Source organism: Streptomyces spiroverticillatus, from assembly GCA_014650415.1.
Classification (GTDB): domain Bacteria; phylum Actinomycetota; class Actinomycetes; order Streptomycetales; family Streptomycetaceae; genus Streptomyces; species Streptomyces spiroverticillatus.
Genome location: BMUX01000017.1, coordinates 169,051 through 195,593 on the forward strand (window position 1 = coordinate 169,051; position 26,543 = coordinate 195,593).

Here is a 26,543-nt window from a genome sequence, read left to right on the forward strand (position 1 = left end):
GGCCTCCCGAGCCGCACTTGACGGCCTGTGGCCGGCACCACCGCAGATACCGGCCCAGGTGCCGTCGCCCTAGGAGGCCACGCCAATCAGTTGGCGCAACGCCGTCGTGTCGATCTTGCCGTTGAGGCTGACAGGAAAGCTGTCGACGACGTGCACGGCGTTGGGCTGTTCGAAATCGGCGAGGTGGGGGGCGATGCGCCGCCGCCAGGTGAGTGCGGAGTGACCGTCCGGGTCGGCCACCACGAAGTGCAGGGCGTGACCGCGTCGTACGTCGGCCACGGGGACGATCTTGATCTGGCGACCGCATTCCTCGGCCTTGCGTTCCAGGCTCTCCGGAAAGATCGTGTAGCCCAGCCGGTGCACTGCCCGGTCACGGCCACTGACATACAGGAGGCCGCCCGCATCGAGGGACCCCACATCCCCTGTACGGAACCAGCCGTCATCGGCCGGCACCAGTTCGCCCTCCTCCGTGAGGTACCCCTCCATCCGCCCGGGGGAGCGCACTTCGATCCGCCCCAGCTCGCCGGGCGCGGCCGGCCGTCCGTCCGGCGCGACGACCCGGACGCCGACGCCCGGCAGCGGCCGCCCGCAGGCAACCGGCACCTCCGGTGTCGCGAGCGCCACGTTGCCGAGTTCGGACAGCCCGTACCCGTCCAGGAGCGGCGTGCCGATCTCGGCCCGGAACGTCTTTGCGAGCGGGGCGGGCAGCGGAGCCCCGCCGACCCCCCAGACGCGGACCGCACCGAGCTGGGCACGCAGGGCCGGTCGGCGCCGGGCGACCCCCAGCAGCGCGTGGTAGGTGGGCGGAGCCGCGTCGACGCAGGTCACCCCGTGCGCGACGGCCTGACTGAGCGCCAGGTCGAGGCGCTGGTACGGAGTGACGACGAGCGTGCAGCCCGCCTGCCACCACAGCAGGACCACCGACAGCCCGTACTGGTGCGAGAACGGAAGCAGCGGCACCATGACGTCCTGCGCGCTGTAGCCCATGACGAGTGCCGTGCGCTCGGTGTTGTCCAGGACGGCGGACCCCGACTTCACGATGCCCTTGGGGCGGCCGGTGGTGCCGGACGACCAGAGCACGACCGCGTCCCGCCGCCGGAACCAGGAGGAGAGGTCCACCTCGCCGTCGTACGCCCCGTCCCCGGCGCCGGCCCTGCCCAGCTCGGCCGTGACCAGCACGCGACCGCCGACAGGATCCGACGGCGGCCGGCGGTCCGTCAGCAGCCAGCGGGCGCGGGACTGTCGTGCCGCGGCGCCCACATCGGCAGGTGCCTGCCGGGGGTCGACGGGAACGACAGAGACGTCCACCTGCATGAGGGCCAGCAGGGCCACGACGTAGTCCGTGGAGTTGTCCGCCTGGACCAGTACCCGGTCTCCCGCACGCACACCACGCCGGACCAACTCCGCCGCCGCCGTGTGCACACGGCGTCTGAGCGCCGCGGACTCCTCCGTACCCGTGGATCCGATCAGACGATGCTTGGTCCGCTCCAGAGTTGTCACGTCGACTCCCAGAAAGGTCATGATGAGTAAAGTAGATTAGATCTCAGGTCACGAAACATGACAATCATTGGAGGGTTCCATGTCGGTTGTTGCGCGGACCGTGTTGGTCACGGGCGGGAACCGCGGGATCGGACTGGCCACCGCACGCGCCCTGGGCGCGGCGGGACACCGAGTCGCGGTGACCTACCGGGAGCAGGCCCCCGAAGGCCTGTACGCCGTGCGCTGCGACGTGACGTCGCCCGACGCCGTGAACGAGGCGTTCGACGAGGTCGAGCGGGAACTGGGGCCCGTGGAGGTTCTCGTGGCCAACGCCGGAATCACCCGGGACGCCCCGGTGACCCTGATGACCGAGGAACAGTTCGGGCAGGTCATCGACACCAACCTCGCAGGCGCCTACCGCTGTGTGCGGCGAGCCGTTCCCGCCATGCGACGCGGCCGCTGGGGACGGATCGTACTGATCGGCTCCGAAGTCGGACAGTCCGGCAACGCGGGCCAGGTCAACTACGCCGCGTCCAAAGCAGGCCTCGTCGGCATGGCCCGCTCCCTGGCCCGGGAACTCGGCGCGCGCGGCATCACCGTCAACACCGTCGCTCCCGGCCTGATCGAGACCGACATGACGGCCGATCTGGCGGACCGGCACAAGAAGGCACTGGTGGCGGCGAGTCCCGTCCCCCGGACCGGCACCGCCGAGGAAGTGGCGTCCGCAGTGGCCTGGCTGGCGAGCGAGAACACGGGATATGTCACCGGAGCAGTGATCCCCGTCGACGGCGGGATGGGAATGGGCGCCTGACCCGACGGAACGGCCGGCACGTCGCGAAGGACGCTCAGCCCACGATGTGCCGACCACCGTCCGCGTGAATGATCTCGCCGGTGGTCGCGGGCAGCCAGTCCGACAGCAGCGCCAGACAGGTGTGGGCCACCGGCCCCGCGTCATGGGCGTCCCAGCCCAGCGGGGCGTCCGCCGCCCACTGCTTCTCGAACGCTTCGCCGTCTCCGCCGATGCCCCGCGCGGCCAGGGTGCGCAGCGGTCCCGCGGCGACGAGGTTCACCCGGACTCCACTGGGGCCCAGGTCACGCGCCAAATAGCGGCCGCACGCCTCAAGACCGGCCTTCGCCACCCCCATCCAGTCGTAGCCCGGCCAGGTGCGGGCGGCATCGAAGTCGACCGCGACCAAGGACGCCTTCGGGCGCAGCAACGGCGCGGCAGCGACCGCCAGCGCCTTCAGCGAGTAGGCCGACGTGTGCAGGGCCGAGGCCACGTCCTGCCAGGGTGCGGTGAGGAACCGCCCGTCCAGACAGCTCTCGGGCGCGTGGGCGATCGAGTGGAGAACGCCGTCCACACCGTCGACGTGCGCACCCACACGCTCGGCGAGAGAGGCCAGTTGCTCCTCGTCGGTGACATCGAGGTCGACGACCGGTGCCTCGGACGGCAGTCGGCGGGCGATCCGCTCCACGAGTGAGCGCCGGCCGTACGCGGTGAGAACGACGCGGGCACCTTGCTCCTGCGCGAGCCGCGCGACGCTGTAGGCGATCGATTTCTCACTGATCACTCCGGTGACGATCAGTTGCTTGCCGTCGAGCAGACCGCTCATCCTCAACTCCCGTGTCATGTCGGCCTCATGGTGCGTGCGCTGGAAACGCACGCGCCGGCGCGGGCCTGAAGGATCAGGACCCGCACCGGCGCGCGTCTTGTCATCAGCAGTTGTTGCTGACGGTGCTGCCCAGCGCGGCAGCCTCCTCGGCGGGGGCCTCGAGGCCCTGCAGGTCGAGAACGATCGACATGGTTGTTCCTCCCCTCAAAGACTTGTGGTATCAACGGAGGCAACGTCAGGCTGATGACCCGCGCACCGGCGATGGGTTGGGGTCATTGGCCGACTGACGTATCAGCCACAGTTGTTGCTGACGGTGCTGCCCAGCGCGGCAGCCTCCTCGGCGGGGGCCTCAAGGCCCTGCAGGTCGAGAACGATCGACATGGTTTTCCCTCCCCTCGAAGACTCGTGGCGGTCATGGGCCGCAGGACGTGTCAGCCACAGTTGTTGCTGACGGTGCTGCCCAGCGCGGCAGCCTCCTCGGCGGGGGCCTGGAGGCCCTGCAGGTCGAGAACGATCGACATGGTTATTCCTCCTCTCAAAGGTCGAGTCGGTCAGGTACCGGATGTCTCGCGACTGTCCGGAGCTTTGGGGTGCGCGGTCCGCACGGAACCGGCATCAGGGGCAAGGAACGGCAGGAAGTCACGGCGGCCGTCCACGGCCGCGGACAGCGCCAGCAGCATTCCGGCGTTCCCGGTGGCCAAGTCCATCGAGAGGCGACGCATCTGCTCCCCGGGAAAGGCGAGTTGCCCCTCGTAGGACAAGGCGTGCCAGTGCAGTCGCGAAAGGTGCTGCTCGACGTAGGGGCCGACGTCCGGGTGGCGGCCGGACACCGCGCCGAGGACGGCGAGCAGCCCGGCGCGGCCCGCGAACAGGTGCGGTTCGATGGTGAACTCGGGGCGAGCGGCACGCAGCAGTGCGGGCAAGGAGCCTGCGAGGCGTTCGTCCGCGCGGTGATCGAGCGCTTCGGCGGCCACCACGGCGATACCGGCACTGCCCACGGCCAGATACGGCAGCGTACGGAACCCGCCGTCGACCTGGAGCGAGCCGTCCGGCGACTCGACGCACAGGTCGATGTCCCGGTGCAGGGCGCGCACCGCCAGGTCCAGGTGGGCCGCGTCCCCCGTCACCCCGTGCAGGCGCAGGAAGTACAGGGCAACACCGGACCAGCCGTGCAGCAGGCCGGCGCGACTGCCGTGTCCGGGGGCGGCCGCGACATTGGCGGCCACGCCCCGTTCGACCGCGTCGGCAAGCCGTTCCCCGACGTCGAGTGCGCGCCGCTGATGGTCGGCCGATCCGGTCCGTACGGCGAAGTCGAGAAGATTCAGTCCGATGCCGGCCAGCCCGCGGTACAGGCTGATGTCGTCCATCCCCGCAACGGCGCTGCCCGCTCCGTCCATCATGCGCAGCGCTTCGTCCCGGTGGCCGAAACGGTCGAGCACGAAGGCGATGCCGTGAGCCCCGTCGAAGAACCCGGGCGCCAGCGCGCGGTCGTCGCGGACCGAACGAATGAGCCAGTCCTCGTGCTCGGGGTAGCGGCCTGCCCCGGTGGTCTGAAGGGCCCACAGCACTCCTGCCGCCCCGTGCGCGAAGTTGCTGCCGTTCGTGTGGAACTGCCGTACGTCGCCGGGGAAGAGCCGGTCGTCGCGTTCCGGGGCGGCACTCAGCAGGATCGCCGAGGCCAGCGACTTGCGCACGGCCGTCCAGTCCGGTTCGGGGATGTCCAACAGGACGGCCGCGGGCCGCCGCAGCGATGCGGGCACCTTGGCCAGCCGGTCGGCGCCGGGGGTCAGCGTGCGGCGGGCCGCATCGAGGCTGCCCGGAGCCAGCCCGAAGCGACGCTCGGCCAGATCCGCGCAGGAAGCCGTGCGGCCGGGATCCAGCTCGGCGAGCGCGGTGAGCGGCAGGAGCAGCCACACACGCAGCGCGGCCAGCGCGTACCGGTCGATGTCCGGACCGGTCAGGTTCGTTCCCGAGAATCCGGGGTTGCCCAGACCGAGCCGTTCCGCCTGCGCCGTCGGGACCGAGAGTTCGAAGTCGACGAGGGACACCTGGTCCTGGTCGTCCACCAGGATGTTGGAGGGGTGCAGATCACCGAAGACGAATCCCCGTGCGTGCACGGCCTCGATCAGCTGCGTGACACGGTCGGTGATCACCTCGGCCCGCCGGGCATAGGCGGCCAGTTGCTCCTCCGAAGGGTCGGCCTTCGTCAGCGGATAGTGACGGGCCACCCAGGTCTGCAGCGTGTCGCCGGGCATGTGCTGTACGGCGAGGAAGTGATGCTCCCACACACGGTGGTACCCGTAGAGCTCGGGTACGCCGGGGATGCCCGCCAGCGACTTGAGGGACGCGTGCTCGCGTTCCAGCCGGGTGACCGCGTCGAGGCCGCGCCCGTCGAAGCCGGCGTGCGGCCGGGCCTCCTTCAGCACGGCGGAGCGCCCATCGTGGTGCCGGGCTCGGTAGACCCCTCCTCCGTTGGAGAAGTGCAGCGCGCTCTCCACCCGGTACGGGAAGTCCTGCCCCGCACCGGCGGCACGGCGCGCGTCCAGGTGCGGTGTGAGGAAGTCTGGCGGCTCCACCCAGTCGGGGACGGTGAACACCGGGCGCCGGTCGTCCGGCACCAGGGTGCCGTCGGGCCGTTCCACGGCGTGCACGGGCGCACCGTCCGCACCCGTGCAGTACCGGTCGACGAACCCGCCGTAGCGGATGTGGACCGGCCCCTCGCCCCAGCGCAGGTCCGTCAGGATGTAGGGGCCGGGAATGCCGTCGAGCAGCTCCGCCAACGCCTCGGCGGCCTCACGCAGTTGCCGCTCGTCCCGGGGATAGACCGTGACGATCTTGCCGCTGGCCGAACGCGGAGCGTACTTCAGGCTGTGGGTGGTCACCACGTTGCGACTGCGCAAGAACTTGAAGGGCAGCCCCTGTGCCACGCAGTAGTCCCAGCACAGGCCGATGACCTGACGGGCGTTGTCCGGCAGCCCGGAGACATGGATCTTCCAGCCCTGCTGGGGCATCCGGTACGACTGCGGGGTGTGGACCACCCACACGCCGCGTTCGCTGCGACGCCAGCCGTCCGGGGCGGGCACGCTGGTGAGGTCGAAGACCGAGGCGTCGTCCGGGCTGTGCCGCGTGCCCGAGTCGTAGAAGACGGGATCGGCCTGACAGTAGGCCTCGGGCTGGGGTCGGCTGGTCATCGCGTCCCCGGCGCACTGGAGGCGGCCGCGGCCGCCGCGTCGTCCAGCAACAGCTGGATCGACGTCTCGGACTGAGGGCGCTTCAGGTGGTTGAGCATGATGTCCATCGCCTGGGCCTTGGCCGACTCCGGGATCACGTCGGGGCGTACGTAACTGGGATTGCGCTGTTCCTGACGGGCCAGGGAGTCGTAGTACTCGTAGCGCAGCAGCGACCAGATCGCCGCGTGGTGGTAGGCGCCGTCGAGGTAGTGGTGATCGCGCAGGATGCCCTCCAGGACGAAGCCCGCCCGGGTGACCATGCGCAGCACGCCCTTGTTGTAGAGGGCCGTGGTGAACTGCATCCGGTGGGCGTTGCGCGCATGGAAGAGGTGGTCGATCAACAGGTCGAACGCCTCGGCGCCCAGGCCCTGCTGCCACAGCTCGGGATCGCCGATGGCCCCTCCGATGGCGAAGTTGCCCACCGGGCCCTGCTGGCGGTAGTTGACCGTACCGACGGTCCTTCCGTCATCGGTACGGACGGCGAACTGCCGTATCCGACCAGTGCTGTTGAGCTGCTTGAGGTCGTCCGGGGTGACGTACTCCCCGGCGTCCGCGGTCATGACCGCTGCCTGGGACGCGGGGCCCAGCCAGTCCGCGATGAGTTCGTAGTCTGCGTCCGAAGGCCGGTCGAGGCTGACGCGTCTGCCCTTCATCGGTGCTCCCCCTGGTTCTCCTGGGTCAGTTCTGCCGCGGGCGCCTCGCGCACGACGAGTACCGCGTTGTGCCCGCCGAACCCGAACGAATTGCTCATCACCACACGGGCGGGATGCCGTCGCGCCCGGTGGGGGACGTAGTCGAGTTCCGGATCCTCGGGGTCGTCGCAGTTGACCGTGGGCGGCACCACCCCGGTGCGTACGGTCTGCAGTGCGGCGATCAGCTCCACCGCGCCGGCGGCGCCGATCATGTGCCCGGTCATGGACTTGATGGACGTGACGGGGATCTTCGGCGCCCGCTCTCCGAACACCTCACGGATGACCTTGCTCTCGATGCGGTCGTTGAGCGGGGTGCTGGTGCCGTGGGCCGAGACATGGTCGACCTGCTCGGGCTTCACCCCGGCGTCGGCCAGCGCTTCGAGCATCGCCCGTTTCGCGTCGCGTCCGTCGGGGTGGGGGTGCGTGGAGTGGTGCGCGTCCGTGGTGACGCCGTAACCCGCCAGCTCGCCCAGGACCGTTGCCCCTCGCCGCACCGCGTGCTCCAGTGACTCCAGGACGACGACACCTGCTCCGGCTCCCATCACGAACCCGTCGCGGTTGCGGTCGAAGGGACGGCTGGCGAGTTCGGGCCGGTCGGTACGCCGGGACAGCGCACCGGAGTTGGCCGAGGTCGCCAGGTCGAGGGGGTTGACGGCGTCGTCGCTGCCACCGGCCACCACGACGTCGGCGTATCCGTGCCGGATCAGCCGCATCGCGTCGCCGATGCACACGGCGCCCGTCGCGCACGCCGCGACCATGGCCCCGGAAGGGCCGCGGGCGCCGAGCCAGTTGGCGATCTCGACAGTGGCGCTGTCCGAGGAGCCGGCCGCGGCGAAGTAGGCGTTCATCCGTCGTCGCCCCTCGTCCCGCAGGGTGAGGACGGCGTTCCGGGTGAAGTGGCCCGCGCCGTAACCGGTTCCCACCAGGACGCTGGTACGGGGTGCGCTTTCCTCGGTGACCGTCAAGCCGGCTTCCTGCACCGCCTGCATGGCCGCGGCGAGAGCGAACTGGGCGAAGCGGTCGAGCCGGCGCCCCACCTTGTTGGGCATGTACGTACGGGCGTCGAAGTCCACCACCTCACCGGCGAACCGCGTGGGGAGGGTGTCCGGGTCGTAACGCGTGATGACACGGATGCCGCTGCGTCCCGCGACCAGCGAGTCCCAGAACTCCCGCGTGGTGCCGCCGATCGGGGAGATCACTCCGGTGCCGGTGATGACGACACGCCGATCGGTCGGAGCGGATGCTGTGGGTGTCAAGACTCGCCTCCATCTCGTTCGGCGCCGACTGTCCCGCCGACGCCGGGACAGTCGCACATCCGGGTCACAGAAGTCAAGGAAGATGACTCGTGCTTGACTCTCTGATAGTCACGGTGTTCCCATTGGCCGACGCAGAGTGTCATGAGATATGACTGAGCAAGGAGCCTTGAGATGACCCGCTGGAGCACGCTGTTGCTCGACGAGGCGTCCCTGACGGAGATGCCGGACCTGCCGTTCGACCATGTGCTGCACCACGCCGACCTCGTGGCTGCCGAGCGCCCCAAACCGCAGAAGCTCTACGAACGCTGGGAAAAGCAGCAGTGGTCGGCCCAGGCGATCGACCTGGAGCGAGACCGCATCGCCTGGGACAACGAGTTGCCGACGGCCACTCGGGACGCGCTGGCCGAGTCGATCGCCACCTTCATCACCGGCGAGTACACCGGCCTGGACCTGCTCGGCCCCATCCTGACCGGGGCCCCCGAGGAGGTCGACCACCTCTACCTCGGCACCCAGATCGCCGACGAGACCCGGCACACACAGCTGATGCTCCGCTTCGGCGAGGAGCTGCTCGGACTGGACCGGGACCCGCGCCGGATGCTCGTCCAGGCCTGGGAACTGCTGACGCCCTCGCATCGCGAACTCAGCATCATCGAGGCCGAGATCGTCCGCGACCTCCAGGCGCACCCGTCGGACTACCGGCGCTGGCTGCGCGCGGTGACACACTTCCACCTCATCACCGAGGGGGTCCTCGCCCTCGTCGGCCAGCGAGCGATCCTCAACGAACTGCACGACACGTCGATGCTGCCCGGGGTGAAGGCCGGCTTCACCGCCATGTGCCGTGACGAGTCACGGCACGTCAGTTACGGTCTGCACGCCCTGCGCCAGGGGGTGCAGGAGGGCTACGGCGACGAGATCCGCGAGATCGTGGAGCTGACCGCGCCCATCGCCCTGCGCATCGACATCGACAGCGACACGGTGGAGGACCGCTCCGACGGTCTGACCATGACCGACCTCAGCGTCCACAGCCTGCGCCGCCAGCTCAACCTGATCGGCATCGAGCGGGAGTTCACGGAGCACGTCATCGACCGCTCCCTGAAGCCCGCGGCAGCCGAGTCCAGCTGAACGCCGTACACCCGGATCGTCCCCGCGAGCCCTGTCGGAGAGGCATCGCACCCCTCATGAAAGGCACAGACACATGACGCGTGAAGAGATCATGGCCGGCCTCGCCGAGATCCTCGACGAAGTGGCCGACGTGGAGCCCGACCAGGTGGCCGAGGACAAGTCCTTCGTCGAGGAACTCGACGTCGACTCGCTGGCCATGGTCGAGATCATCGTGGCTGCGGAGGAGCGGTTCGGCGTGCAGCTCCCCGAGGAAGAGCTCAAGGAAATGCGATTCGTGTCCGACGTGGTCGGTCGCATCGAGAAGCAGCTCACCCCGGCATGACGCGTCGGCCGGTGCGGGGACGGACCTCCGTTCGCGCACCGGCCGGCACCGTTCACTTCTCGCGCGGATCGCCCTTGGCGGCGCGGGGGAAGACGGTGTACGACCAGGACCACAGCGTGTCGATGATGTACACCACCACCCAGATCCGCGTCACATCGGGCAGCACGTCCAACAGCCTCAGCACCACCTGGCTCGACACGAACGCAGCGGTGTGGATGTACCAGCGGCGGCGCTCGGTCCGCGCCTGCTCCTGAGCCGACTGACCTGGCCGGCGCGGCTCAGACCCGCTGTCACCGTGCACCGACGTGGCGTCGGAACCCGGGACGAGCCCGGTACCCGACTCGGCAGACGCGGTCGGCCCGCCCTCGGGGCGCTCCCCGACCGGCACCGGTGCAGGCGGCAGACGCAGAGCCCGGATCGCATAGGGCGCGGCCAGCGCACCGCACACGGAGGCCGACGCCGCCAGCAGGCACGCTGTGGTCCAGCCGACGCTCTGGTACACCGGTCCGAGCACACCGGTTCCCACCACGACTCCGGCCAACCGGGCGCTCTCATAACGGCCGATTCCCCGCCCCGGCCGGTCCTTCGACACCGCCGCCACGGTCGCCTGCTCGACCGGAATCTGCGCCGCCAGGCACGCCGCCGTCAGTGCCCACAGCGCCGAGATGGCCAGGGGAGAGGAGACCACCCCCAGCCCGGCCGCGAAGAGCGCGGCGGCGGTGAAAGAGACCACCAGGGTCGTGGTACGACCGATGCGGTCCGTGAGGTGGTGCGTGTACGGCGGCAACAGAATGAACACGAGGAAGCCCGGCGCGAACACGCCGGCGATCTCCACCGGCTCCATCCCGAAGTGGCCCTGGAGCCTCAGCAGCAGCACCATCCACAGCCCCGCCTCCGCCGCGGCGGTGACAGCGGTGACAGCCATGAGCACCTTCGTGCTGCCCACCGAGGACGACGACGCATCCGATGCGTCGATACTGGGCCGACGTTTCTCTGCCGGACCGGCCTGTGGGGCCAGCGCGAGCAGCGCGGCGGCCACCAGGCACACGAGGCAACCGACCCAGAACAGTACGGAATATCCGCCCCGGTCCAGCAGGGCGAAGGCGAGCAGGTAGCCCAGCAGTGCTCCCTTGCCCTCGGCCGACAGCAGCGCACCGTAGGCGGCGGTGTGCGCCGCCCCCGGCATGCCGGCCGCGATCCAGGTGCGCAGGGCCACCCAGAAGAGAGCGCCGCCCGCGCCACCCACAGCGGCTGCGACGAATGCCAAGGGCAGCGCATCGGCCAGGGCGTAGCCGGCGAAGGACACCGCGTAGAGCAACGCCCCGACGGTCGCGACGTGCCGGGGCGCGTGACGGTCGCACAGCGCACCGGCGACGGGCCGCACAACGAGGGACAGCAGCGCCTCCACGGCAACCAGCGCACCGATGGCCACGGCGTCCACCTGCAACTGGGAGCCCGCCCACAGCGGCAGGAGGAAGTCGAGCACCTCCGAGGGGGCCCCGACCAGCACCGCACTCGACAACAGGAGGCGATTCGCTGGGGGCAGGGCCCCTGCGACGCCGCGGCCTTCCGGACTCGTCATGCGGCGAGGGCCGTCCTGGGCGAGATGACTCGCGTGGGGAACACCCGGTTGCTGATCCGCGCGAACATGTTGCGAGGCCCCGGGATCCATACCCGGTCGCCGCCCCCTCGGCTGATGCCCTGCACGATCGTCTGCCAGTGGATCGGAGTCGTCCAGCCGTCGAGCAGATCCTCCCTGACCGCCGCCCCCTCGGTCAGGAGACGACCGTCCACGTCCGAGATGATCGGGATTACGGGGTCGTTCCAGGTGACCGACCCGTACACCTCCTTGGCCAGCCGGTCCCGCAAACCGGCGTTGGCGGAGCAGTGCTCTGCGCGGTCGACCGTGTAGAAGGGGATGCCGCCCTCCTGCCGGACCCGCTCCTCGAAGCGGGCGATGGCACCCAGGCTCGCGGACACCGCGTGCACCGACGCGTCGAACGCGATGGACAGTTCCATCCACTCGCCCTGTGCCCGGAACTCCTCGATCAGGCGCATGACGGTGTCGTAGGAGAGCTTGTAGAAGAAGTGGCAGCCGATCGGTTCCGGCTGGGAAGCGAAGTAGTCCTGCTCCACCCGGACACTCCGGGACATCAGCCGGAGCGCATCCGCGTAGGACAGCGTCCCCGCGCGCACGGCGGCCATGACCGCTCCGTAACTCTGTCCGCCGCACAACCCGGGCTGCTCGGCATAGTGCTCCTCGGCCCAGTCGGCCAGCGCGAGGGCCAATGCCATGACGCCGCTCTGGTAGACCTCCCAGTCGTAGATCGAGGCCTTCTTGTACGCCTCGATCAAGGAGTAGCCGAGGACCTCGTCGGCCTCGGCGAACCGTTGCTTGGCGTACGCATGGGTGGTCGCGAACTCGCTGATGGCGTCATAGGTGGTGGGCGTCAGCCCGGGAAAGAACAGGACAAGGGACATCTTCGGCTTCCTTCGTTCCGTCAGTCTTGCTCGCGCGTGGGGGCTTCGCGGTCGGGAAAGTCTCCGGCGGGTACCTCGACGCCGGGCGGTGCGTCGGCGAGCGACACCGCGACCTCGACGACCGTGGAGACCCCCGAGGAGCACTGCTCCCAGGCCTTGCGCACGATTCCCTCCAGGTCGCCCCAGGAGTCGACCCTCCAGTGGCCGAGGCCCAGGGACTGGCTGAGCGCGTCGAGACCGGAGGCACGATCGGCAATGAAGGAGAAGCGTGACTCCCCGCCGGAAACCTGGTCCAGATTCGTCTGCAGCCACCCGTACCCGCCGTTGTCGAGCACGACGTAGAGCACCGGGCACTTGCTGTCGGCCAGCGTGGGCAGTTCGGCCCGGAAGAGATGGAAGGCTCCGTCGCCGACCACCGCGGCGACGGGGCGCGCGGGATCGGCGTGGGCCACTCCCAGGGCTGCCGCCGCGCCGAAGCCGAGAGGGGTCTGTTCGCTGGGCACCACGGATCCGCCGCGGGCTCCGCACGACCAGTGCGGGAAGTGATAGGACCACATGTCGTTCAGGCCGTTCTCCTGGACCAGGACGGTGTCGTCCGGGACGACCGCGCGCAGCGAGTCGAGCACCTGGGAGACCTTCGGCGGCGCCGAGAGCGGGGCGGCCGCCGCTGCGGCACTGCGTTCCTCCGCGAGGGCCAGCAGTTCATTGCGGGTCTCACGTACCTGATCGGTCCAGACGGGGTCCGGGTTGCCGAAGGCCAGGATGCTCGCCCAGCCGGACACCACCCGGGACACGTCACCGATGACACCGCAGCCGGGCCTGCCGGTCACGAGCGTCAACTCGTCCGCAGTCACCTGGATCACCGGCACCTCGTGCGACTCCGGCCAGCCGAAGACCGCCGTTTCCTCCAGCCGGCTGCCGAGCGCGATCACGAGATCGGTGTCGGCCCAGAGGGCGGCAGCGGGCCCCGTACTGTACAAACCCGCCAGACCGCAGAACAGCGGGTGGTTCTCGTCGAGGGAGCCACGCCCCGACGCGGTGGTGAACATGCCCGCACCGATGACCTCCGCCAGCCGCTCGATGCAGCGGCCCGCATTGCGGTGCCGGGATCCGCCGCCCGCGAGGATCAGCGGCCGCCGGGCGGAGGCGATGACACTGGCGGCCTCGCGCAGCATGTCACTGTCGGGCGCGAGCCGCTGTGGCGTGGCCCTCCTGCGGGGCACGGGGTGGGCCGGGGGCTCGTACGGCAGTTGCTCGGCGAGCTCGAGGTACACCGGCCCGGGGGTGCCGTTCAGGCAGACCGCGGTCGCCTTGTCGAGGGCGGCTGCCAGTTGGTCCGCGCTGTCGATCCGCTTCGCCCACTTGGTGAAGGGCCGTACGGCGCCCATCTGGTCGAACTCCTGGAAGGCGCCGGTGCCCAGCCGGCCGAGAGGTGTGCCGTCGGCGACGAGGATGACCGGGGCGGCTGCGGCCTGTGCTTCCAGCAGGCCGGTGAGCGCGTTGGTGAAAGCCGGCCCCTTGCCGATGGCGCACACGCCCGGGGTTCCGGATGCCAGGGCGTAACCGGTCGCCATGAAGACGGCGTTGCGCTGATCCCGGCACAGCACCACCTCGATGTCGCGGTCCTCCAGGGCCGCGAGCAGGGCCATGTCGTCACCGGGCAGGCAGAACACCGTACGTGTGCCGAGGTGTTCGAGGTGGTCGGCAATGGCGGACCAGCAGGTGGGTCGAGGTGCGGGCCGGCTCATCGGGCGTCCTCCGGCAGGTGGTCGGCGACAGCTTTGGAGAACAGGACGGGTTCGGCCCACAGCATTTCGCCGTCGGTGATGTAGTTGGCCTGGCGTCCGTAGCCGCCGAACGGTGCGTTGCCGTCGTCGACGGACAGCAGCGAGCAGTCGACCGTCACGGTGGTCCTGCGGCGCAGGGTCGCGGTGAGGTGGCGGTCGTCGCCGTAGACGCTCGCTCCGAGGGCGCGCTCGGTGAAGGGACCGGTGGTGAGGGTCGCTGCCAGTTCGTCCGGATCGTCGTAGCCCACCACGTTGAAGACCGGTGCGAAGAACTCGGGGACGTGGGTACGGGGGGACACACCGTCCCCGAGGACCACGACGGGGTCGAGCCGGCGGCTGGAGAAGTCGATGGTGCCGCCGTGCACGATGGAGGCACGATTGCGGGCCAGGAACACGGCCGTGTCCTCCAGCGCGCTCTCGTAGTAGAGGGGCCCGTAGTCCGTTCCGGGATCGTCGTAGGGCCCGTACTGGAGCCCCTTCAAGCGTGTGGTGAGCGCGTCGAGGAATCCGGGGAGCAGGGATTCATGGACGCAGAACAGGTCCGGTCCCAGACAGTCCTGGCCCGCGTTGAGCATCCGTATCTCCACCGCGTCGTCGACGGCGCGGTGGAGGTCGGCGCCCGCAGTGACGACGAACGGGTTGACTCCGGCGCCCAGGTGGAGGAACAGCTGCCCGGTGGAGAGCTGGGCGCGGATGCGTTCGGCGTTGTGGAAGGCGCCGGTGAAGACCACGGCAGTGGCCGACCGGGCGTGCTCGTTGACGAACCCGCGCTGGCTGGAGGTGGTGAGCCGCACCGGCAGGCGATGGTGACGTGCCAGCAGTTCGTGGAGCCGGGAGGTCTGGTCGCGCACCTGGCTGGAGGGTCTGAACACGATCTGCTCGACATACAGCGAGGGCACCAGGAGGTACAGCACGTAGGAGTACAGGATGACGTTCGACGGCATGAAGACGGCCGCACTCGGCACTCTGCCAGGACGGTAGGAGCGGACCTCGTCGGCGGCTCCGTCGAGAGTGCTCAGCGCCGCCTCGATCTCGTAGCTCGCCGCGCGGTGCGTGGATATCTCGCACAGGAGGCGGTGCACAGGGCCCGGCTCCACCATTTCCTCCGCGAGCAGATCACGGACGGTCCGTAAGGCCTGAAGGCGGTCGGCGTACGGGATGTCGGAAGTCGCGGTCCTGTCGGCGGACCGGACCAGGGCTGATGTCATTTGTCCCCCTAGGAGCAGACTCACAGAGACCTCGAATGAGTCTCATCGTCGAGTCATGCATTGTCAATGGAAGTCAAGTTTACTGACTCTGTCTTCTCGTCCATCATGCGAAAGGCGGGCGTCCACACACATACGGCCACAACGACCAGGTAGGCCGCGGAGAGCAGGAGCAGCGCCGGACGGAGCCCCAGGCCGGCAACGAGCGGTACGGCGACGGCCGAGCCCAGGGGCACGGCGGTCAGCGCCAAGGTGTCGATGGCAGTCACCACCCGGCCGTACCGGCCTTCCGGCACCGAGTGCTGCAGCGCCGTCATCCGTACCGGCGCCACCGGAGCGGCGACCGCACCGAGCAGCGCCAGCAGCCCGGCGGCGACGGGCAGCGGCGGCAGGGCGGCAAGGGGGGCGACAAGCAGCCCCGTACAGCAGCCGGCGGTCAAGAAGGTGCGGCGGCGGCTGATCCGGTGCCCCATGGCGGCGTAACCGAACAGCCCCGCCGCCGTACCGAGACCGAAGGCCGTGAGGAGCACTCCGAGACTGGCCGCGCTACCCAGGTGCTGGTACGCGTACGTGACCAGCACGACCCCGCTGAAGGCACTGTCCAGACCGTTGAACGCAGTCGACGACATGGTCAGCGCGCGCAACAAGGGATGTCGCCTCAACGTGCGCAAACCGGAGCGCAGTTGCGCCGCATACCCCCCGGTCTCGGCCCGGACGCGCCGTCCGGCGATGACGGGCACGCCCAGCGCGACCACCGCGGCGGCCATGGTGCAGGCCGCGGCGTTCACCAGGAGGACGTTGGCGGTCCCCACCAGGGCGATGGCCAGACCTCCCAGCGTCGGTCCGCAGAGGTGACTGATCTGCCGCACGGCAGTCAACAGGGCGTTGGCCCGTTCGAGCGGCACCGCGGCCGCCTGCGCCACGGAGGGAACCAGACCCGAGACCGCCGTGACCCCGGGGATGTCGAACAGGCTCGCCGCGAGAACGAGACCGAGCAACGCGGGGAAGTCCAGACGTCCGGCGTCATGCAGGAGTGGAATGGTCGCCGCGGCCGCACCGCCAACCAGGTAGGAGGTGATGGCCGTTGCCTTGAACCCGACGCGGTCCACGAGCGGGCCCGCCGCGAATCCCGTCACACCGGCACCCACGGCGCCGACTGCGACCACGAATCCGGTCTGTGTCACGCTGCCCGTGGTCTCCAGCACGAACCAGGGGACAGCGACGAACATCATGGCCTCGCCCACCGCCGCTGCGGCCACCGCTCCCAGGAGAGCTACGAATCCGGCCCGTCGGCCGCGCTCCTGCATCCGCTGCGAATTCACAAAACGTGACTCTAACATGACTCATTTTGACCCAATCGTTAATCGCCTGTGCACCGAAGTGGGATCGGACTCGCTATGCTGCTGGTCACGATTAGTTACTTGGCCACGCGACCTTCGAATGAGCGATGACTGTGAAGATCCAGCAACCACACTTCGGGCGGCAGGTTCGGCAGATCCGCCGCGCGCAGGGTCTGTCCCAGTCGGATCTCGCCGGCGAGGAGATGTCCCCGAGCTACATCTCCCTGGTCGAAAGCGGCCGACGAGCCCCGAGCCTCAAAGTCGCCCGTCTCATCGCCGAACGGCTGAGCCTCCCGACCGAGGCACTGCTGCCCGACGAGGCGAGGGCCGAGAGGCAGAAGCCGCACCGGCTCGGGCTGGTGGGCAGGCTGGTAGCAGCCCGGGCCCACCAGTCCGACAACAACTGGGACCTGGCTCGGGACGAACTCAGCGACATCGTCGACCTTGCCGACACACCCGAACTCGGTGACGTGCGGTGGGAGGCGCACTGGGAACTCGCCGCCACCCTTGCGCGGCTCGGCGAGTCCGAGGCCCACGAGAGAACGCTACGAACCCTGCTGGCCGACCCCCTCACCAGGGACTTCCCCCCGCTGCACACCCGCGTCGTCGTGGAGATGGCCCGCACGGCCAAGAACACGGGAACCCTCACGGAGGCGGCCCGATTCGCCGAGGAAGCGATCCGCGTTGCCCGGTCCGCAGACCCGCCGACGCCAGACGAAACCCTCCAGGCCGAAGCGGTCCTACTGTCGGTGTGCACCGAAAGCGGCGACTGGGAACGGGCTGCGGAACTCGCCGACGAAGTACTGACGTACACGGACCTGCCCTCGGACCGAGCAAGGGCCACCACACTGTGGGCCGCAGCCTGCGCCCGCTACGTCAACGGACTGACGGAACCAGCCCTGACGCTGATGGCCGAGGCCGAGCAGTCCATGACGCAAACCAGCGACCTGCCACTGCGGGCCCGGCTCCAACTGTCCGCAGGCCTCCTGCACATTGCGGCAGGCCACCTGCAATCCGCCGTCGACCTGCTGCAACGCGCCGGTCAGGTGGCGGAACTGGCCGGCACGCACGCGGACCGCATGCGCCTCGCGGCGGCCTGGACACTGGTGGCGCTCCACCACGGCGATCAGGAGAGCGCCGACCGGCACACGGCCATCATGGACGCGGGACTGGCACGACTGGCCGGACTGGACAGGGCACGCTGCTCCGTCGTCAAGGCCCGCGCCTGCCGTGCGCGAAACGAGGAAGAATCGGCGCGTCAGCACTTCCAGTCCGCCGCCACCCTCTACGAACAGGCGGGCGCGTATCGCATCGCCGTCACCGTGTGGCGGGAGCTGAGTGCACCGGACGGAGCGCAGACGGGTGTCGATCCGCATGCCCTGCTGCTGCCATGACCGGCACGGGCAACGCATCCAACTGCCAGACATAGACATCTCGAACCGGAGAAGAAGTCGCGACCGAGACGACGAAACCCGCCTCGGTCGGCACGTCGTGCACGTAGGCGACCCTCGATCCGTACCAACTGCCCGGCCCTGCCTCCGGCACCACGACCTTGCCGTCCCGGCCCTCGCACAACACATCAACCTCGTTCGCCCGCGAGAAGCCGCCACCAGACAGCCGCAAGGAAGCCTCCTTGCGCGTCCACAGCTGAGCAAGGCGGCTCATCCGGACCTCCTGCGGAGCCGCCTCGATGAAGGAGCGCTCCGACGCGCTGAACGGCAGTAACGACGACGCGTCGACCCAGTCAGGAATGACACGCCCGGAGATGGCGACCGACGAGCCTTGCATCAACGCGACGAACTGCCGCTGCTGCTCCACACAAACCGCAACGTCCATGTCCGCACCGTGGCCGTTGACTCGCCCGTAGGGGTCACTGCTCAAACCGGCCTCGCTGGACTCCGCCAGAAGCGAGCTCAACAACACGCGCCACGAGGCCCCGTCGCCGATCGTGTGCTCCTCCTGCGCGTGCCTGCTCAACGAGAACACATGCAGCGCGGCAACCCCCGGTGCCTCCTCCTCCACCCGAACCGCAGACATCTTCGGCTCCTGTGTAGGGCACCCCCGTACATGGACCATGGATCCCCCTGAACCAGGCGCAGTCGCTCAGAAGAGCATGTCAGCCCGGCGCGCAGACGTTCTAATACCAGAGAACGATCTCAACCCCCCCCTAGGGTGGGGGCGGCACGGGAGGCACGATGATCTGCGTGTACGTGACGGGTGAAACCGAGGGCATGGACCGGCTCACGGCGACACTTCAGTCACTTCCCGACGTCACCGTGCTGCGATCAAAACCGGTGAAAGGCGACGTGCGCCGCCTCCCGGCGGACACCGACCTGGTGCTCCTGAACTCGCTTCAGAACACTTCCGCAATACCCAGAACACTGCTCCAGTTCCGCGCAGCACCCGATGCTCCCCCCGCCGCCGTGATCGCCACCGCCTGGCACGGGACCTTCCTGGCCGAATGCCTGCGTGCCGGAGCTGCAGGCATTCTGCACCACGGCCTGCAACCGAGGTTGCTGTTGTCCGCCATGCGGATCCTTGCCTCCGGAGGCAACGTCTACTTCGAATACCCCTCACCGCCCGTCACCCCTCCCGCCCTTCATCTCCCCCCGACCGCCGCTCCGGGGCCGGCCACGACCGTGCCGGCGGACATCGCTCTGAAAAGACTGACCGCCAGGCAGCGGGAGGTGCTCTACCTGCTGGCCGCCGGGCTCACCAATGCCGAAATCTCACGACGGCTCGGCATCACCGGTGACACGGTCAAAGAACACGTCCGCGCAGTCATGCGCCGACTCGATGTTCCGCATCGGGTTGCCGCCGCCCGGCTCGTCCACGAGGCGGGACTGCTCAAAGAACCCGTCACGAAGGATGACTGACGGCTGACCAGTTCCCGTCAATCGGCTCGGTGCAGCCACTACATCCTTCGACGGACGCCGCGTTCAGGGGCTACGCCTGCAAGAGGAGGTGCCTGCGGAGCCCGACATGCTGGGATGATCGCATGCTGCCCGTATTACCCCGGCCTCATCGTGACGACGTCCTGATCTCAGCGGGTGGCCTGGTCACAGGACTGGTTCTGTGGAATGTGGGACTGTTCACCAACGTTCCCACCGGCCAAGACCCCGGAGCCCTGCCGCTGTTGCCTCTGGTGGTCATGGCCGGCGCCGAACTCCTGCGCCGGATTGCTCAGCCATGGGTCCTGGTGGTGGCCACTGCCACCGCCGTGGCCGACCAGTACATCGGTTCGCTCATCATTACCCTCCTGATGTTCACGGACTTGGTCTATGCGAGCGTGGTCTACGGATCCTCCCGGACCGTCCGCCAGGTGATACCGGCCAGCATTCTCGTCACAGTCGGACTCACAGCGTGGGCCGTGTTCGCAGTGCCCAAACCGGATTCGCTGCTTGTCGGCGTGGTCGCGGCACTGGTCTGCGTCGCCCCCGCCTGGACAGGCCTTACGATCCGTCAACATCGGACGACCGCCACCGTCGAGCGCCTGCGTGCCGAGCAGGCGAGGTTGCAGTCCGCAACCGACCGGCAGCACGCCGTCGAGGCCGAACGCACCATGATGGCGCGGGAACTGCATGATCTGGTGGCCAACCACTTGTCCGCCATTGCGATCCATTCGACGGCCGCCCAGTCACTCAACGACGCCACAGCGTCCATGGAGGCACTGCGCGTCATCAGGATCACCAGTCTGCAGGCCCTCGCGGAAATGCGGCGAATGATCATGCTGCTGCGCAGCGGTGACACGAAGAACGAGGTTGCGGCGGCGCCCACGCTGGCCGCACTGGACACGCTGGTCGCCCGGGCCCGGCTCGGCAGCGCCGCGAGCGGATTCGAGTTCATCGTCGACGACGCCCGGTCCACGAAGGAAGACCTCCCCGCTCCCGTGGAGTTGGCCGCGTACCGCATCGTGCAGGAGTCGCTGACCAACGCCATGAAACACGGCTGTGCAGGAGCCGTGACCATCTCTCTGAACCTGCCGGCCGGTGGGCCCCTCGTCGTGGAAGTCACCAACACCTACCTCGCACAACGAGGAGCCCGTATTCCGGGCTCGAGAGCCGGCCTGGTCGGCATGCGGGAACGAGTGGATCTGCTGGGAGGGGAGTTCGAGGCCGGTCCCCTCGCAGAGCCAGGGTCGGCTCCACCGTCGATGTGGCGGGTACGCGCGACCCTGCCCGTGGGGACAGAGAAGTCGACATGACCAGGAGGCCGGCATGACAGGGACGCCGCAGCACACCACGCCCCCGGCGGCCGGCTGGTCCGGTCGGCCCATCAGAGTCCTGGTGGCGGAGGATCAGTCCGCGGTACGGGACGGCCTGGTTCTCATTCTCCAGACCTGCCCGGATATCGAGGTAGTGGGTCAGGCCGTGGATGGCGAGCAGGCAGTCCAGCTCGCCTGGGATTTACGCCCGGACCTGGTGCTGATGGATATTCAGATGCCCAAGCTCGACGGCGTTTCTGCGACACGACTGGTGGCGCAGGGCATGAATATTGGTGTCCTGGTATTGACGACCTTCGACCTCGACGAGTACGTTTTCGGGGCGCTGAGCGCCGGAGCCTCCGGGTTTCTCCTCAAGAACACAGACGCCCAGAGCCTGATTGCCGCCGTGCGGACCGTTGCCCGGGGCGAAGGACTGATTGCGCCGTCCGTGACACGCCGATTCATCGCCGAATTCGCTTCCCGGGCGCCCCAGTCACAGCATGGCGACGTAGCTTCTCTGACGGCCTCACCGCAACGCGAGAAAGACGAGCGCCGTCGCACGGTCCTCGATCTGCTCTCCCTCCGTGAGCGCGAGGTCCTCGCCTGCATCGGAGAGGGCCTGACCAATGCAGAAATCGCCGCTCGACTCGGTACGGCGGAGTCGACAGTAAAAACCCAGGTAAGCCGCCTGATGGGAAAGCTGCAGGTACGCAACCGGGCACAAGCCGCAGTATTGGCGGCGGAGTTGGCAGGTTGACCGGAGCCGGTATCCGCTCCCAACCCGCAAAAGCAAAGGACGACATGAGAGCACGAATAAGAATACTGCTGGCCGCGACCGTCGTTTCTGTGCCACTGGTGGTTCCCGTGCCAGCCACGGCAAATAGCCCCGGTAATTCCTACGTGGTACCAGGTCTTGAGAAGCCGGTCTCCATGACGATCGACAAATGGGGAGTTCCGCACATCTCCGCTTCCAATACCGGTGATCTTTTCCAAGCACAGGGCTTCAACGCCGCGCGGGACCGACTCTTCCAGATGGACACCTGGCGCCGGAAGGGGCTCGGCGAGCTCAGCGAAGTACTCGGCAAGAACTACATGGAACAGGACCGCGCCTCACGGCTGTTCCTCTACCGCGGCGACATGGAAAAGGAGTGGGCGAGCTACGGCCCCCAGGCCAAGGAAGTGGCGACTCGCTTCGCCGCAGGTGTCAATGCCTACGTCGACTGGCTGGACAAGAACCCGGCCTCCGTACCGGAGGAGTTCCGCAAGCTGGGCTACAAGCCCGCGCGGTGGAAGCCCCAGGACCTGGTGCGGATCCGCACCCATGGCCTGGTCAGCAATATCACCAAGGAAGTCACCCGGGCGAAGCTCATGTGTCTTGGAGGACCAGAAGCGAGCAAATACCTGTCGAAATTGGAGCCGAAGCACAAGCCCGAAGTGCCGGACGGCCTCGACCTGTGCTCGCTCCCGGACGATGTCCTTGACACCTACGACCTCGCCACGGCGACAGTCAGCTTCAGCAACGGCACGATGCAGAGGGAGCCGAAGGGGCTCCAGGCGCTGCGAGAGTCCAAAGGCGGCAGCAACGCCTGGGTCGTTTCGCCGGCCCGCACCTCAACAGGCAGGCCCATCCTCGCGGCCGACCCGCACCGGTTGAACTACTTACTGCCAGGCAACCGGTACATCACCCACCTCTCCGCTCCCGGCCTGAACATCATCGGCGCGGGCGAGCCGTGGAACCCGGGCATCAGCATGGGGCACAACGGAAGCGCCTCGTTCGCCCTGACCAACCTGGCCGCCGACCAGTCGGACCTCTACGTGTACGACCTGAAACCGGACGACCCATCCAAGTACCGCCACCTCGGCGGCTGGGCGCCAATGAAAACCGTAGAGGAAAACATTCCGGTGGCCGGCCAAGGCCACCAGAATTCGTTGCTCACCTTCACCCACCACGGCCCGGTCATCAAGGTGGACAAGGCGAAGAATAAAGCGTACGCAATCCGTACGGTCTGGACACAGCCGGGCACCTCGGCCTATCTGGGCAGTCTCAACTTCCAGAAGGCCAAGAGCTTCACGGAGTTCTCCGCAGCAATGCGCAAGTGGAAAACTCCGGGCTCCAACTTCCTCTACGCGGACAAGAAGGGGGACGTCGGCTGGGTGCCCGGCGCACTCTCACCGAATCGCGAGGGAAAGGGCTACGACGGACTGCTCCCCGTGCCCGGCGACGGACGCTACGAGTGGACCGGCTTCAGCAACAGCAGTGACTTCCCCAGCGCGCTCAACCCAAAGGCCGAATTCTTCGCCACAGCCAACGAATACAACTTCCCGGCCGGTTACAACCCCCCCGGGCTCGAGTGGGCAGAGCGCTACCGCAAGGACCGCATCGACAACGTGTTGTCCAACGCCTCCAAAGTATCCATCAAAGGAACCACAGATCTGCAGAACGATGTGAAGTCACTGGTCGCCACAGAAATCCTGCCCTACCTGAGCGACCTGAAATCATCGGACCCGACCACAAAGAAGGCACTTGACCTGCTGCGAGGCTACGACGGAATCGCGAGCAAAGATTCCGCGGAAACAGTTCTCTTCGAGACCTGGATCACCAACGTGCTCTACCCGGCATGGGCTGAGACGATGCTCCCGAAGCCGGCCGCGGAATACCTGACCCGAGGCGGAATCATCGAGGACTTCCGAGTCGTGACCGAATCCTTCGCCGATCCCAAGGAGTGGTTCGGTACGGGCGGTGCCCAAGCAAGAGACAAGCTGCTCCTCGACACCCTGCCCAAGGCGTACGACCAGGTAAGCGGATTCCTCGGCACCGACCCGGGCAAGTGGCGCTGGGACGCGGCACAGATCCAGTACTTCCAGCACCCCCTCGGCGGCCCCAACGTCGGCCCCATCCCGGTGGACGGCACCTCCCACACGGTCCGCATGTCGATGTACCTCCCGAGCGTCTCCCCCCGGATACAGGTCGTGGGACCGACCTTCAAAATGGCGCTCGACGTCGGCTCCTGGGACAACTCGCTCGCCATCAACGCACCAGGCCAGTCCGGAGACGAACGCAGCCCGCACTACGACGACCTCGCACAGAAGTGGGGCGCGGGCGAATACTTCCCGCTGCTCTACAGCGAATCAGCGATCACCGAAAACGCAGAATCCAAGCTCACCCTGAACCCGGCGTAAGAACTCCCCCCACCGGACAGCCCTTCCACCCGCCCAACNGACAGCCCTTCCACCCGCCCAACTGACTCTGACCGAAGACAGCCGAGGCCGGGTTCACAGATCACCTGTGACCCCGGCCTCCCAGTCGGGTCCGGCGAGTACTTGGGTGTACCGCAGGCCGGCTTCCCGGGTGCGGTAGAGGGTGCCCGCGTTGCACGCCGTTGCCGGGTGGCCGTCTCCGCCCCGCATCAGCTCGCGGGCCCCGTTGCGGTGGATGACGTGATTCGGGGCCTTGCCCCGCCCAGCCGGTGGGCCAAGAGCTGTCCGGCCGGATGGAGTGTCTGTGCGGGTGTTTGCGGCTCGGTCCGGTGCTGTGGGCCGCCGATCGCCGGCCGCCGCGTGCCGCGTTCCCCGGGTTCAGGGCGCGGTGGCTTCCCAGGCCGCCTCGATCATGCGGAAGACCTCGTCGACCGTGGCCCCGGGATCGTCCGCCCGGCAGGCCAGCGCGTAGGCGTCGATGGCGAACCGTGCGGTCGCCCGGCAGGCCGTCGTGCTCCGGGCCAGGTGGGAGTCGGCGGCCAGCGCCGCTGCCAGTGCCTGCGCGTGACGCAGGCCCATCGACTCCTCGTACTCCAACAACGCGGGTGATTTTTCGATCATGCGCCGGACGGGGGCACTGCCCTCCGCCGTGCAGTGCCGCACCAAGGCCTGGACCTCGCGGTGCAGCGCCGGGATAAGCGGCTCGTGCGGACGCCGGTCGGTCACCACCCGTGTGAGGCGCTGCTCGAAGTCCTGGTCGCGCTCGAACACTAGCGCCTCCTTCGAGGCGAAGTGGGCGAAGACGGTGGTGACGGCCACGTCGGCCTCGGCCGCCACGTCACGGATGCCCACAGCGTCGTACCCGCGCTCCAGGAACAGCCGCAGCGCGGTGTCGGCGATCTTCTGACGGGTCGCGGCCTTCTTGCGTTCGCGGCGTCCGGACGGCTCGGTCATGCCCTGACACTACCAGGTACGAATACCTAACCGTTGCAAAACAGTAACCGTTAGGTCTATCTTCGGCCGCATGAAGAAAATCAGTTACGCCGAGTTCGGCGGTCCCGAGGTCCTGCAACTGGTGGAAGCCGAACAGCCCCACGCAGGCCCCGGCCAACTACGCATCGCCGTAAGGGCCGCGGGCGTCAACCCCGCCGACTGGAGGATCCGGGAGGGCCAGATCCTGGGAGCCCATCCCGTCGAGCTGCCCGCCGGCGTCGGACTGGACGCCGCCGGGGTGGTGGACGAGATCGGCGAAGGCGTCGAGGGGATCGAGATCGGCGACCGCGTGTTCGGCGAAGGCACCGACACATACGCCGAATTCACCGTGCTGTCGGCCTGGGCCCGAATACCCGAGGGACTGCCCTTCGAGGAGGCGGCCGGGTACCCGTCGGTAGTGGAGACCGCACTGCGCATCATTCGCGAGGTCGGCGTGCAACCCGGGCAGACGCTGCTGGTCAGCGGCGCGTCCGGCGGCGTCGGATCGGCAGTGCTACAGATCGCCCACGCACGCGGCATCACGGTGATCGGCACCGCCGGGGCGACCAACCAGGACTACCTGCGCGGCCTGGGCGCCCTCGCCACGACCTACCACGAGGGCTGGGTCGAACGGGTCCGGCACCTGGGCCGGGTCGACGCGGCTCTCGACCTGTCTGGTTCGGGTGTGGTCCGTGAGCTTGTCGAGTTGACGGGGGATCCGTGCCGGGTTGTCTCCATCGCTGACCTTGGTGCGCCGCAGTGGGGCGTTCGGTTTTCCGGTGTGGCCGGAAGTGTGCCGGATGCGCTTGCTGAGGCCGTTGACCTTATCTCCCGGGGCAGGCTCTATATCCCGGTCGAGAAGTCGTACCCGCTCAGCGAGGCAGCGGCGGCGCACACGGACAGCCGCACCGGCCACACTAGGGGGCGCCGGGTCCTGGTCGTCTGAGCCACAGCCCGCCGGGCCCGCCCGCGCCGAACGGCCGGTCACCGGCGGGTGGTGAAACGGCACCGGACGAAACCAGCGCGGTCACCCCACCGGGGCGAGCGCGGCACCCTCCACCGAGACCCGATCCGGACCGTCGGCGGCCGACTGGCCGCCTCGTGGCACGGAGACGGCCCCACTCCACCCCGGACAACGCGACCTCCTCACCCGCCTCGGCCCCACCCCCGACCAAGTCCCGCTCCCCACTTCTTCAACTCCCAGCCCACGCGCCGCCGCTCCTGCGCACAACACACCCTGCTACTCCGGGCCTTCGTGGAACGCCACGGCCGCCCACCCCAGCGCCCGGGAATGGATCGAGGCGGACAGCGAGCGCATCATGATCGGCCCGTGGCTTTCCAAAATCCGCACCACACACAAGAACGGTCAACTAACCGAAGAACAAAGCCAGTTGATCCAGGAAAACCTCCACGGGAACTGGACCGCACCGCCCAGCACGACCACAGAAAGCCCCCCCCCGATCTCTCGAAGACCACTTAGATTTCCCTGCACCCCAAACCAAACGAGCCCACTACCCTCAGAACCAGGACCCCGGTTCTGAGGGGGAGAAGCGGAGCGGCCTCTCAGCTCAAGCCCCACCACCCTGAACCAGCGCAGACGACCCGTCACCCCCGAACCGCTGCTGCGCTTTTCAGGAAGCCG

The 26,543-nt window shown here is 68.3% G+C and carries 24 protein-coding genes; 9 read left to right on the top strand and 15 right to left on the bottom strand.

Features of this window, described 5'->3' with window-relative positions; all coding sequences use genetic code 11:
- Positions 1-69 precede the first annotated feature (69 nt).
- The gene (locus IE269_RS34140; protein ID WP_189827137.1) at positions 70-1,521 is read right to left on the bottom strand and encodes a class I adenylate-forming enzyme family protein; all 1,452 of its coding nucleotides are present in this window, start codon (positions 1,519-1,521) and stop codon (positions 70-72) included.
- Between the two features lie 58 nt (positions 1,522-1,579).
- On the opposite strand from IE269_RS34140, the gene fabG reads away from it, so the two are divergent.
- Entirely contained in the window at positions 1,580-2,290 is a 711-nt protein-coding gene (fabG, locus tag IE269_RS34145; RefSeq protein WP_189827138.1) for a 3-oxoacyl-ACP reductase FabG, read from the top strand.
- A 34-nt stretch (positions 2,291-2,324) separates the two neighbouring features.
- Here the strand turns inward: fabG and fabI are convergent, their stop codons facing one another.
- From fabI to fabF, 7 genes are all read right to left on the bottom strand, one after another.
- A complete protein-coding gene (gene fabI, locus IE269_RS34150) occupies positions 2,325-3,092 on the bottom strand; it encodes an enoyl-ACP reductase FabI (protein ID WP_189827139.1) in 768 nt (255 codons plus the stop codon).
- Positions 3,093-3,195: 103 nt separating this feature from the next.
- Positions 3,196-3,300: a class III lanthipeptide gene (locus tag IE269_RS34155; RefSeq protein ID WP_189827140.1), complete on the bottom strand. Its 105-nt coding sequence runs from the start codon at positions 3,298-3,300 to the stop codon at positions 3,196-3,198.
- An 83-nt stretch (positions 3,301-3,383) separates the two neighbouring features.
- Positions 3,384-3,473 carry a class III lanthipeptide gene (locus IE269_RS34160; RefSeq protein WP_189827141.1) on the bottom strand — a complete coding sequence of 30 codons (90 nt, stop codon included), beginning with the start codon at positions 3,471-3,473 and terminating at the stop codon, positions 3,384-3,386.
- Between the two features lie 50 nt (positions 3,474-3,523).
- Positions 3,524-3,613 (bottom strand): class III lanthipeptide, encoded by a 90-nt coding sequence (locus IE269_RS34165; protein WP_189827142.1) that lies wholly within the window; start codon positions 3,611-3,613, stop codon positions 3,524-3,526.
- A gap of 30 nt (positions 3,614-3,643) precedes the next feature.
- The gene (gene lanKC, locus IE269_RS34170) at positions 3,644-6,283 is read right to left on the bottom strand and encodes a class III lanthionine synthetase LanKC (protein WP_189827143.1); all 2,640 of its coding nucleotides are present in this window, start codon (positions 6,281-6,283) and stop codon (positions 3,644-3,646) included.
- Positions 6,280-6,975, bottom strand: a complete 696-nt coding sequence (locus IE269_RS34175) for a GNAT family N-acetyltransferase (RefSeq protein ID WP_189827144.1) — start codon at positions 6,973-6,975, stop codon at positions 6,280-6,282. Before IE269_RS34175 ends, lanKC begins: the two co-directional genes overlap by 4 nt.
- Positions 6,972-8,270, bottom strand: coding sequence for a beta-ketoacyl-ACP synthase II (fabF, locus tag IE269_RS34180; RefSeq protein ID WP_189827145.1), 1,299 nt, complete (start codon positions 8,268-8,270; stop codon positions 6,972-6,974). The genes IE269_RS34175 and fabF overlap by 4 nt, the downstream gene beginning before the upstream one ends.
- 171 nt (positions 8,271-8,441) lie before the next feature.
- On the opposite strand from fabF, the gene IE269_RS34185 reads away from it, so the two are divergent.
- Positions 8,442-9,392, top strand: a complete 951-nt coding sequence (locus IE269_RS34185; RefSeq protein ID WP_189827146.1) for a ribonucleotide-diphosphate reductase subunit beta — start codon at positions 8,442-8,444, stop codon at positions 9,390-9,392.
- Between the two features lie 73 nt (positions 9,393-9,465).
- Positions 9,466-9,714, top strand: a complete 249-nt coding sequence (locus IE269_RS34190; RefSeq protein WP_189827147.1) for an acyl carrier protein — start codon at positions 9,466-9,468, stop codon at positions 9,712-9,714.
- A 52-nt stretch (positions 9,715-9,766) separates the two neighbouring features.
- Here IE269_RS34190 and IE269_RS34195 read toward each other — a convergent pair whose 3' ends face one another.
- The 5 genes from IE269_RS34195 to IE269_RS34215 are packed head-to-tail and all read right to left on the bottom strand — an operon-like array spanning position 9,767 to position 16,527.
- Positions 9,767-11,296, bottom strand: coding sequence for an MFS transporter (locus tag IE269_RS34195; RefSeq protein ID WP_189827148.1), 1,530 nt, complete (start codon positions 11,294-11,296; stop codon positions 9,767-9,769).
- The gene (locus IE269_RS34200) at positions 11,293-12,195 is read right to left on the bottom strand and encodes an ACP S-malonyltransferase (RefSeq protein ID WP_189827149.1); all 903 of its coding nucleotides are present in this window, start codon (positions 12,193-12,195) and stop codon (positions 11,293-11,295) included. The genes IE269_RS34195 and IE269_RS34200 overlap by 4 nt, the downstream gene beginning before the upstream one ends.
- A 20-nt stretch (positions 12,196-12,215) precedes the next feature.
- A complete protein-coding gene (locus tag IE269_RS34205; protein WP_189827150.1) occupies positions 12,216-13,943 on the bottom strand; it encodes a thiamine pyrophosphate-binding protein in 1,728 nt (575 codons plus the stop codon).
- A complete protein-coding gene (locus IE269_RS34210) occupies positions 13,940-15,190 on the bottom strand; it encodes an aldehyde dehydrogenase family protein (RefSeq protein WP_189827151.1) in 1,251 nt (416 codons plus the stop codon). The genes IE269_RS34205 and IE269_RS34210 overlap by 4 nt, the downstream gene beginning before the upstream one ends.
- Before the next feature lie 53 nt (positions 15,191-15,243).
- On the bottom strand, positions 15,244-16,527 hold the full coding sequence (locus IE269_RS34215) for an MFS transporter (RefSeq protein ID WP_474184249.1): 1,284 nt from the start codon (positions 16,525-16,527) through the stop codon (positions 15,244-15,246).
- A gap of 107 nt (positions 16,528-16,634) precedes the next feature.
- Here IE269_RS34215 and IE269_RS34220 point away from each other — a divergent pair, with 107 nt between their 5' ends.
- On the top strand, positions 16,635-17,921 hold the full coding sequence (locus IE269_RS34220; RefSeq protein WP_189827153.1) for a helix-turn-helix transcriptional regulator: 1,287 nt from the start codon (positions 16,635-16,637) through the stop codon (positions 17,919-17,921).
- On the opposite strand, the gene IE269_RS34225 is transcribed toward IE269_RS34220, so the two are convergent.
- Positions 17,845-18,564, bottom strand: coding sequence for a 4'-phosphopantetheinyl transferase family protein (locus IE269_RS34225; protein ID WP_189827154.1), 720 nt, complete (start codon positions 18,562-18,564; stop codon positions 17,845-17,847). The two genes, IE269_RS34220 and IE269_RS34225, sit on opposite strands and share 77 nt — an antisense overlap.
- Positions 18,565-18,722: 158 nt before the next feature.
- Between IE269_RS34225 and IE269_RS34230 the strand changes: the two genes are divergently transcribed.
- The 4 genes from IE269_RS34230 (at position 18,723) to IE269_RS34245 (ending at position 23,911) form a co-directional block, all read left to right on the top strand.
- Positions 18,723-19,403: a response regulator transcription factor gene (locus tag IE269_RS34230; RefSeq protein ID WP_189827155.1), complete on the top strand. Its 681-nt coding sequence runs from the start codon at positions 18,723-18,725 to the stop codon at positions 19,401-19,403.
- 206 nt (positions 19,404-19,609) lie between these two features.
- Positions 19,610-20,731: a sensor histidine kinase gene (locus IE269_RS34235; RefSeq protein ID WP_308436998.1), complete on the top strand. Its 1,122-nt coding sequence runs from the start codon at positions 19,610-19,612 to the stop codon at positions 20,729-20,731.
- Between the two features lie 13 nt (positions 20,732-20,744).
- Positions 20,745-21,488, top strand: a complete 744-nt coding sequence (locus tag IE269_RS34240) for a response regulator transcription factor (RefSeq protein WP_189827157.1) — start codon at positions 20,745-20,747, stop codon at positions 21,486-21,488.
- A 173-nt stretch (positions 21,489-21,661) separates the two neighbouring features.
- The gene (locus tag IE269_RS34245; protein WP_229898424.1) at positions 21,662-23,911 is read left to right on the top strand and encodes a penicillin acylase family protein; all 2,250 of its coding nucleotides are present in this window, start codon (positions 21,662-21,664) and stop codon (positions 23,909-23,911) included.
- 396 nt (positions 23,912-24,307) lie between these two features.
- Here the strand turns inward: IE269_RS34245 and IE269_RS34250 are convergent, their stop codons facing one another.
- Positions 24,308-24,883 carry a TetR/AcrR family transcriptional regulator gene (locus tag IE269_RS34250; protein WP_189827159.1) on the bottom strand — a complete coding sequence of 192 codons (576 nt, stop codon included), beginning with the start codon at positions 24,881-24,883 and terminating at the stop codon, positions 24,308-24,310.
- Positions 24,884-24,953: 70 nt separating this feature from the next.
- On the opposite strand from IE269_RS34250, the gene IE269_RS34255 reads away from it, so the two are divergent.
- Positions 24,954-25,847, top strand: coding sequence for an NADP-dependent oxidoreductase (locus tag IE269_RS34255; RefSeq protein ID WP_189827160.1), 894 nt, complete (start codon positions 24,954-24,956; stop codon positions 25,845-25,847).
- Positions 25,848-26,543 lie beyond the last annotated feature (696 nt).

What these genes read in the sequence shown, in the direction of transcription:
- IE269_RS34140 (WP_189827137.1), bottom strand. Translation starts at nt 1,521, where the DNA reads ATGACCTTTCTGGGAGTCGACGTGACAACTCTGGAGCGGACCAAGCAT.
- fabG (WP_189827138.1), top strand. Translation starts at nt 1,580, where the DNA reads ATGTCGGTTGTTGCGCGGACCGTGTTGGTCACGGGCGGGAACCGCGGG.
- fabI (WP_189827139.1), bottom strand. Translation starts at nt 3,092, where the DNA reads ATGAGCGGTCTGCTCGACGGCAAGCAACTGATCGTCACCGGAGTGATC.
- IE269_RS34160 (WP_189827141.1), bottom strand. Translation starts at nt 3,473, where the DNA reads ATGTCGATCGTTCTCGACCTGCAGGGCCTTGAGGCCCCCGCCGAGGAG.
- IE269_RS34165 (WP_189827142.1), bottom strand. Translation starts at nt 3,613, where the DNA reads ATGTCGATCGTTCTCGACCTGCAGGGCCTCCAGGCCCCCGCCGAGGAG.
- lanKC (WP_189827143.1), bottom strand. Translation starts at nt 6,283, where the DNA reads ATGACCAGCCGACCCCAGCCCGAGGCCTACTGTCAGGCCGATCCCGTC.
- IE269_RS34175 (WP_189827144.1), bottom strand. Translation starts at nt 6,975, where the DNA reads ATGAAGGGCAGACGCGTCAGCCTCGACCGGCCTTCGGACGCAGACTAC.
- IE269_RS34185 (WP_189827146.1), top strand. Translation starts at nt 8,442, where the DNA reads ATGACCCGCTGGAGCACGCTGTTGCTCGACGAGGCGTCCCTGACGGAG.
- IE269_RS34190 (WP_189827147.1), top strand. Translation starts at nt 9,466, where the DNA reads ATGACGCGTGAAGAGATCATGGCCGGCCTCGCCGAGATCCTCGACGAA.
- IE269_RS34195 (WP_189827148.1), bottom strand. Translation starts at nt 11,296, where the DNA reads ATGACGAGTCCGGAAGGCCGCGGCGTCGCAGGGGCCCTGCCCCCAGCG.
- IE269_RS34200 (WP_189827149.1), bottom strand. Translation starts at nt 12,195, where the DNA reads ATGTCCCTTGTCCTGTTCTTTCCCGGGCTGACGCCCACCACCTATGAC.
- IE269_RS34205 (WP_189827150.1), bottom strand. Translation starts at nt 13,943, where the DNA reads ATGAGCCGGCCCGCACCTCGACCCACCTGCTGGTCCGCCATTGCCGAC.
- IE269_RS34210 (WP_189827151.1), bottom strand. Translation starts at nt 15,190, where the DNA reads ATGACATCAGCCCTGGTCCGGTCCGCCGACAGGACCGCGACTTCCGAC.
- IE269_RS34215 (WP_474184249.1), bottom strand. Translation starts at nt 16,527, where the DNA reads ATGTTAGAGTCACGTTTTGTGAATTCGCAGCGGATGCAGGAGCGCGGC.
- IE269_RS34220 (WP_189827153.1), top strand. Translation starts at nt 16,635, where the DNA reads ATGACTGTGAAGATCCAGCAACCACACTTCGGGCGGCAGGTTCGGCAG.
- IE269_RS34225 (WP_189827154.1), bottom strand. Translation starts at nt 18,564, where the DNA reads ATGTCTGCGGTTCGGGTGGAGGAGGAGGCACCGGGGGTTGCCGCGCTG.
- IE269_RS34230 (WP_189827155.1), top strand. Translation starts at nt 18,723, where the DNA reads ATGATCTGCGTGTACGTGACGGGTGAAACCGAGGGCATGGACCGGCTC.
- IE269_RS34240 (WP_189827157.1), top strand. Translation starts at nt 20,745, where the DNA reads ATGACAGGGACGCCGCAGCACACCACGCCCCCGGCGGCCGGCTGGTCC.
- IE269_RS34245 (WP_229898424.1), top strand. Translation starts at nt 21,662, where the DNA reads ATGACGATCGACAAATGGGGAGTTCCGCACATCTCCGCTTCCAATACC.
- IE269_RS34250 (WP_189827159.1), bottom strand. Translation starts at nt 24,883, where the DNA reads ATGACCGAGCCGTCCGGACGCCGCGAACGCAAGAAGGCCGCGACCCGT.
- IE269_RS34255 (WP_189827160.1), top strand. Translation starts at nt 24,954, where the DNA reads ATGAAGAAAATCAGTTACGCCGAGTTCGGCGGTCCCGAGGTCCTGCAA.